Genomic DNA, 6,688 nt, shown 5'->3' on the forward strand with positions numbered 1-6,688 from the left:
AGAATAGTGCATTCATACGTGTAGCGAAGCCATAACCTGAGGAACCGTATGCGTTAATTGCGCTCGTACGGGTCTGTGGGGGCTCTGGGAGGGTAACCTCCCAGTTCTACCCGGAAACGTCGAATGTTGAATGGCATGGATTTATCTCGAATGCTCAGTACCGGGCAACGAATAACCAGCACCCAGCATCAAACAACGAGGATCAAGTGCCCAATATCCATTATAATATCTTGACAAAAAGAGCGCTGGATTATAGACACGAGCCATGAATTTTAAAGAAAAAGCGGTGTTGTTTATGGCAACAGGCTGCTTTATCGGAAAAATTCCTTTTGCTCCAGGCACATTCGGGTCTTTGGCTGGAATCCTGCTTTGCTTTATTTTGTCCAAGTTAAGCGAACCGGCCGCTGTGGTTTGCATGGTACTGTTTATTCTATTTTCCATATGGGTTGCCAATGATGCCGAGAAAATATTACAGAAAAAAGATCCCGGCAGTATAGTCATTGATGAAATTGCCGGTATGGCAGTGACGCTTATTGGACTCCCATTTAATGTATTTTACGTTGCAGCCGGTTTTGTTATCTTCAGGATTCTTGATATTTCAAAGCCCTTTCCCATAAGATACATGGAAAAGCGTATCTCAGGCGGAGCAGGTATCGTGTTGGATGATATTGCCGCAGGAATTGCGGCCAATATTATTTTAAGAGTGATCTTTTTTCTTGTTCCAATTTCTATTTTATAATTTCAACGTGGCATGAACGACTGCAATTGTCGATGTTTATTTAAAAATTGCGATTTTAGGATTTAAATATCTCAAAATGGCAGCTTATAAATTTGTAAATAAAAGGTTTATCATAACTTGGAAAAAAACGGTTTGTCTGTAAAGGATGTGGCTGAAAAAAGGACCAGCAATATCCGAGAAAATATCGAAGCCATCCTGGTGGCCGTTCTTCTTGCTTTATTTATACGCACTTTTGCCGTTCAGGCTTTTAAAATTCCTTCAGGCTCAATGAAGCAGACCCTATTGATCGGAGACCATATTTTAGTTAACAAGTTTATTTACGGAGTTAAGATTCCGTTTTCCAAAACGACGATTATTCCTGTTAAAAAACCAAAACAAGGGGATATCGTTGTATTTAAGTTTCCCCAGGATCCTGAAAAAGATTTCATTAAGCGCGTGGTCGGTGTTGGAGGGGACAAAGTGGAAATTCGCAATAAACAGGTTTTTGTAAATAATATAAAAGCAAATAGCGACTTTGCCCAGTTCACCGATTCTTTTATTGTGCCCGGATGTCCACCGGGAATCAGACAAGATGCCCCGTGTCGCAAAGACAATTTCGGTCCGATTAAAGTGCCTGAAAACAAATTATTTGTCATGGGGGATAACCGGGATGAAAGTTATGACAGCAGATTCTGGGGTTTTGTTGATTTAAAAGCGGTTAACGGAAAAGCATTTATTATTTATTGGTCCTGGGATAACGATAATTTTGGTATCAGATGGAAAAGGGTGGGAAGAGTGCTGAAGTGAGGGTGTATCATGCAATTTGAAAGAAAAAATATTCTTGATATGGCGTCCCTTTCTGTTGATGAAATCAACATGATTCTGGATACAGCCGACAGTATGAAGGAGATTTCTCAAAGGCCGGTTAAGAAAGTGCCTACCTTAAGGGGCAAAACCGTTGTCCTTTTTTTCTATGAACCCAGCACGCGAACCCGTACTTCATTTGATATAGCAGCCAAAAGACTGAGCGCCGACAGCCTTTCCATATCTGCAAGCTCCAGCAGCATGGTGAAAGGAGAAACCCTGATCGATACCGCCAGAAACCTGGAGGCGATGAATCCTGATGTAATCGTAATCCGGCATTCATCCGCAGGTGCTCCTCACATGCTGGCCCGTATGGTGAGCCCCGCCATTATTAATGCCGGCGACGGCATGCATGCCCATCCGACCCAGTCACTTCTGGATCTGATGACCGTAAGGGAAAATAAGGGAGAAATCAAAGGGCTGCGTATTGCCATCATAGGGGACATATCCCACAGCAGGGTTGCCCGTTCGAATTGCATCGGTTTTACCAAAATGGGAGCCGAGGTTATTCTTGCCGGACCTCAAACCATGATTCCCAAAGGTATTGAGACCCTTGGAGTCTCTTTTACCCCTAATATTAAAGATGCCATCAACGATTCAGATGTAATTATGATGCTCAGGATACAAAAAGAGAGACAAAAGAGCTTCTTATTTCCTTCAGAACGTGAGTATGCAAGGGTATACGGGTTAACCAGGAAAAGACTGGAAAATGCAAAAGATGACATTTTGATTATGCATCCCGGTCCCATCAATCGAGGCGTTGAAATAGCACCGGATGTGGCTGACGGCTCATATTCCATTATTCTGGATCAGGTGACCAACGGTGTTGCGGTTCGCATGGCCCTTTTATATCTGGTAGCAGGAGGTACGCGAAATGCAGATACTGATTAAAGGTGGAAGAGTGATTGATCCCGGGAACTTTAATGGTATAGCTGATGTATTGATTGAAAATGGTAAGATTGTTGAAATACAAGAAGGGACGAGCACTAAAGCAGAAGGCAGAACCATTGATGCCACCGGTAAGATCGTGACTCCGGGTCTTATCGACATGCATGTCCATCTGAGGGAACCCGGGCATGAGTATAAAGAAACCATACAAAGCGGTTGCCTGGCTGCAGCCGCAGGAGGCTTTACGGCGATTTGCTGCATGCCGAACACAAATCCGGTGAATGACAACAGCCAGGTCACCAGGTTCATTCTTCAAAGGGCGATGGTGGCCGATACGGTTCGGGTTTATCCTGTGGCTGCAATAAGTAAAGGGCTGGCAGGAACCCAATTGTGCGAATACGGAGATTTAAAAGATGCGGGCGCTGTTGCCGTTTCAGATGACGGCCGTCCGGTTACCGACAGCCAGTTGATGCGAAAGGCAATGGAATACGCAAAGGGATTCGGACTGCCTGTCATATCCCACTGTGAAGATTTGAATCTGCTGGCCGGTGGAGTGGTTAACGAAGGAGCATTCGCAACCAGGATGGGCCTGCCCGGAATACCGAACGCATGTGAAAGCGTGATGGTCATGCGGGATATCGCACTTTCCGAGTTAACCGACAGCCCTGTCCACATTGCCCATGTCAGCACATTGGAATCGGTCCGGGCCATAAGGAACGCGAAGAAACGGGGCGTGCCGGTAACGGCGGAAACCGCTCCCCATTATTTTACCCTTACGGAAGATGATGTGGGCCAGTATGACACCAATGCCAAGATGAACCCGCCGCTTCGTTCAAAAAAAGACCGGGAAGCAATTCGAGAGGGACTTGCAGACGGCACGATTGACGTGATTGCCACCGACCATGCCCCCCATTCTTCCATTGAAAAGGAAGTTGAGTTTGATCAGGCGGAAAACGGCATCATCGGACTGGAAACTTCAGTTTCCCTGAGCCTGAAACTGGTTGAAGACGGCGTGCTTAAAATAGAGCAACTGGTTGAGAAAATGTCCACCCATCCTGCACGAATCGTGAACCTGGAAAATGGCATCCGGGAAGGCAATTCTGCGGACATTACCATCATTGATCCGGATCGATTGTATACCATCGATGCAGAAAGCTTTCATTCCCTTAGCCGTAACACACCTTTTAGCGGGAGGGAAGTCAAAGGAAAAGCGGTACTTACCATGGTGGGCGGAAAGGTTGTGTTTGAAGAGCCAAACAACATGATCCATTGATGGATGATAAACGCTCAATGAACGATAACAAAAAAAGCCATATTTTGGTGGTAGATGATGAACTCAGCATGCGCGAATTGCTCGAATTCATGCTGACCAAAGAGGGATATTCGGTTTCATGCGCTGAAAGCGGCCTCAGGGCAATCGACATGCTGGAAAAGGAACGGTATGACCTGATGCTTTGCGATATCAGGCTGGGAGATATCACCGGTCTGGATGTATTAAGAGCCTCAAAAAAGAAAAATCCCGCTACTATTGTAATCATGATTTCAGCTTATACCACGGCGGAGACGGCCGTGGAAGCAATGAATGAAGGTGCGTACGATTATGTTCCCAAGCCTTTTGATAATGAAGAACTAAAACAGACCATCGCCAATGCCCTTGACCTGAAAACCCTGGAACATGAAAAAAAGATTCTTGACGATGAGCTCAAGGAAAATCTGCATTTCGGAAAGATTGTCGGCAACAGCCCTGGCATGCTGCACATTTACAAAATGATACGGCAGGTGGCAAAAACAAAAACCAATATTTTGATTACCGGTGAAAGTGGAACCGGCAAAGAGCTGATCGCAAACGCGATACACCAGGAAAGTGACCGCAGTGAAATGCCCTTTGTAGTGATCACCTGCGGTGGTATACCGGAAAATTTAATAGAAAGTGAGCTTTTCGGCCACAAAAAAGGCGCTTTTACCGGGGCAACCACTGATAAAAAAGGCCTTTTCGAAATAGCAGACAAAGGGACCATTTTTCTCGATGAGATCGGAGAAATCAGCCTTTCATTGCAGGTAAAGCTGCTCAGGGTGGTACAGGAAAAAGTGTTCAAGGCAGTGGGGAGCAATGATAATATTTCAGTGGACGTAAGAATTATATCGGCAACCAACAAAGAACTGGAGAATGAGGTCATCGCCGGAAGTTTCCGGGAAGATCTTTTCTACCGTCTGAACGTGATAGAGATTAAGGTGCCTCCGCTTCGGGAAAGAAAGAGCGATCTTAAAGCACTTGCCCAGCATTTTCTGGATAAATATTCCCGTGAAATGGGAAAAGAAGTCACCAAAGTGTCATCCTATGCCATAGAGCTTTTAAAAAAATACGACTTTCCGGGAAATATCAGGGAGCTTGAAAACTTACTGGAGCGAAGTGTTGCTCTTACCAGCACCAATATTCTGTTGCCCGACAGCCTGACACTTTCCATCCATAAACGCAGGTGGATTGAGGGAATTGAAAACAGGCGGTTTGATCTGGATGAGGTGGAAAACGGCGTTTCTCTCGATACCGTTATCGAAGAGATTGAAAGGGCATATATACAAAAGGCTTTGAAGTGTAAAAACGGCGACAAGAAAAAGGCGGCCGATCTGCTCGATATAAGCACGAGGTCTATGCGGTATCGCCTGGAAAAACTGGGGATAGAAAAGTAAGTCGGTTATTTTTAAAATTTGCCTAGACCTGGGTTGCAATTGTTTTTCCTTTCATAAAAGGATTACCCGTCTATAGAGGGCTTGCCTCATTATTTCTAACTACCCTGCTAAAATTTATTAATACCAGGCGCGAAGTATACCATGTATTTATATGGTGTTGGGGTGAATAGGGCGAATTAACTCGGGTGACTAAATTATTTAACCGGGAATTGAACGGTGACAAATTTTGTCAAAAGAATGACAAATTTTGTAAGATAAATTGCAATTTACCGATGAGAAGATGCAAACTTTTTTATTAAATATAAGTTAATGGTGTAATATCATCGGGTTGAAAATCAGTAATCTCTGATAAAAATATGGCATATTCCTTGCATTCATTAGATACCAAACAAAAATAAAATTTGGACCGGTGATTAACTCAGATTTAAAAAGGGGGGATGAAAAAAACATAAAAGCATAAAAGGAGAATGCACTTTAAACCGACTTTAAAAAAATCGTAAAATATAAGACGAAAACATACATCAATTTTAATATCAAGGAGGATTTAAATGTTAAAAAAACTAAGAGGAAACAATTCAAAAGGTTTTACTTTAATCGAGCTGATGATCGTTATCGCTATCATCGGTATTCTGGCAGCCATTGCCATACCCAACTTTATTTCTTATCGTAACAAGAGCTTTTGCTCCCGGGCGGAATCTGATGCCAATAACATTGCCGCAGATGTCGCTGACTACTTTGCTATCCCGACCCACATAGCAATTGCTACTGCCGACATTACCTTCAATCCGAATGCGAATACCTTCACTGTTTCAGCAACTAATCCCAATGTTGCCATTACAATTACGGTGACCGATGTGTCGAGTAGGTGCCCGACAGATTACACAACAGCCAACCCCGTTAATGCCCAGGGTGATGGTTGGCCCGCTGCAGGTGTCTATCAGAAAGTAGTTGCTCAATAATAGGGGTACAAGGTGGTTTAGGCTGTTGACTTCGAAGCGGAGAGAGCCAGGCTCTCTCCGCTTTATTTGCTTTTTCCCAAGCATTTATTTTTTATTTTAAGGCTTAGTACGAACAAATATTAGAATATTTGTCGTATCCATTATAGAATCAATCCATCTCAAAAATAGAATTTAGCATAAAAGACGGATTTAAGCAGGGCGAACTGAGAATCACTATCCCCAACTCATTTATTATCGCAACAAGAGCCTATGTTTCCCTGCCTAAGCCGAAACTGAAAATTATGCCCGATGCAATGCGGACTGTTTTTTCATTCCACCTTACATAAGAGCGCTTCAGTCTCCCCGCTTACTAACGACAACGGATATGCATTTTCAGGCAGTGGTATATTGAAAAACAACGAGGAAATTATCGAACAGTTATTCCTGCAAAAGGTTTGATAAATATATTTGATCATTAGTGTCCGGTTAAAATTTTATAAAAGCTTCTAACTAATTAATATAATACGATTTAGTGACGATATCAAGAGGGATCGATTTGAAATCAGCTTATTAGGCCTGATATTCCTTTCGT

The 6,688-nt window shown here is 43.4% G+C and carries 6 protein-coding genes; all 6 read left to right on the forward strand.

Translation table 11 applies throughout. The annotated features are described in order from the left end of the window. The first annotated feature begins 265 nt into the window (after positions 1 to 265). The 6 genes from SWH54_06360 to SWH54_06385 all read left to right on the forward strand — a co-directional run bounded on the left by SWH54_06360 (position 266) and on the right by SWH54_06385 (position 6,117). Positions 266 to 739, forward strand: a complete 474-nt coding sequence (locus SWH54_06360; protein MDY6790875.1) for a phosphatidylglycerophosphatase A — start codon at positions 266 to 268, stop codon at positions 737 to 739. Between the two features lie 132 nt (positions 740 to 871). Next, on the forward strand, positions 872 to 1,525 hold the full coding sequence (gene lepB, locus SWH54_06365) for a signal peptidase I (protein ID MDY6790876.1): 654 nt from the start codon (positions 872 to 874) through the stop codon (positions 1,523 to 1,525). 9 nt (positions 1,526 to 1,534) lie between these two features. Continuing rightward, complete coding sequence (locus tag SWH54_06370) at positions 1,535 to 2,473, forward strand: aspartate carbamoyltransferase catalytic subunit (protein MDY6790877.1); 939 nt, start codon at positions 1,535 to 1,537, stop codon at positions 2,471 to 2,473. Further along, the gene (locus SWH54_06375) at positions 2,457 to 3,743 is read left to right on the forward strand and encodes a dihydroorotase (protein MDY6790878.1); all 1,287 of its coding nucleotides are present in this window, start codon (positions 2,457 to 2,459) and stop codon (positions 3,741 to 3,743) included. The genes SWH54_06370 and SWH54_06375 overlap by 17 nt, the downstream gene beginning before the upstream one ends. Positions 3,744 to 3,760: 17 nt before the next feature. Further along, positions 3,761 to 5,158, forward strand: a complete 1,398-nt coding sequence (locus SWH54_06380; protein MDY6790879.1) for a sigma-54 dependent transcriptional regulator — start codon at positions 3,761 to 3,763, stop codon at positions 5,156 to 5,158. 548 nt (positions 5,159 to 5,706) lie between these two features. Beyond that, positions 5,707 to 6,117 carry a prepilin-type N-terminal cleavage/methylation domain-containing protein gene (locus SWH54_06385; protein MDY6790880.1) on the forward strand — a complete coding sequence of 137 codons (411 nt, stop codon included), beginning with the start codon at positions 5,707 to 5,709 and terminating at the stop codon, positions 6,115 to 6,117. Positions 6,118 to 6,688: the final 571 nt, after the last annotated feature.

It is taken from the genome of Thermodesulfobacteriota bacterium, from assembly GCA_034189135.1.
Taxonomy (GTDB): Bacteria; Desulfobacterota; Desulfobacteria; order Desulfobacterales; family JAUWMJ01; genus JAUWMJ01.

What these genes read in the sequence shown, in the direction of transcription:
- SWH54_06360 (MDY6790875.1), top strand. Translation starts at nt 266, where the DNA reads ATGAATTTTAAAGAAAAAGCGGTGTTGTTTATGGCAACAGGCTGCTTT.
- SWH54_06370 (MDY6790877.1), top strand. Translation starts at nt 1,535, where the DNA reads ATGCAATTTGAAAGAAAAAATATTCTTGATATGGCGTCCCTTTCTGTT.
- SWH54_06375 (MDY6790878.1), top strand. Translation starts at nt 2,457, where the DNA reads ATGCAGATACTGATTAAAGGTGGAAGAGTGATTGATCCCGGGAACTTT.
- SWH54_06380 (MDY6790879.1), top strand. Translation starts at nt 3,761, where the DNA reads ATGAACGATAACAAAAAAAGCCATATTTTGGTGGTAGATGATGAACTC.
- SWH54_06385 (MDY6790880.1), top strand. Translation starts at nt 5,707, where the DNA reads ATGTTAAAAAAACTAAGAGGAAACAATTCAAAAGGTTTTACTTTAATC.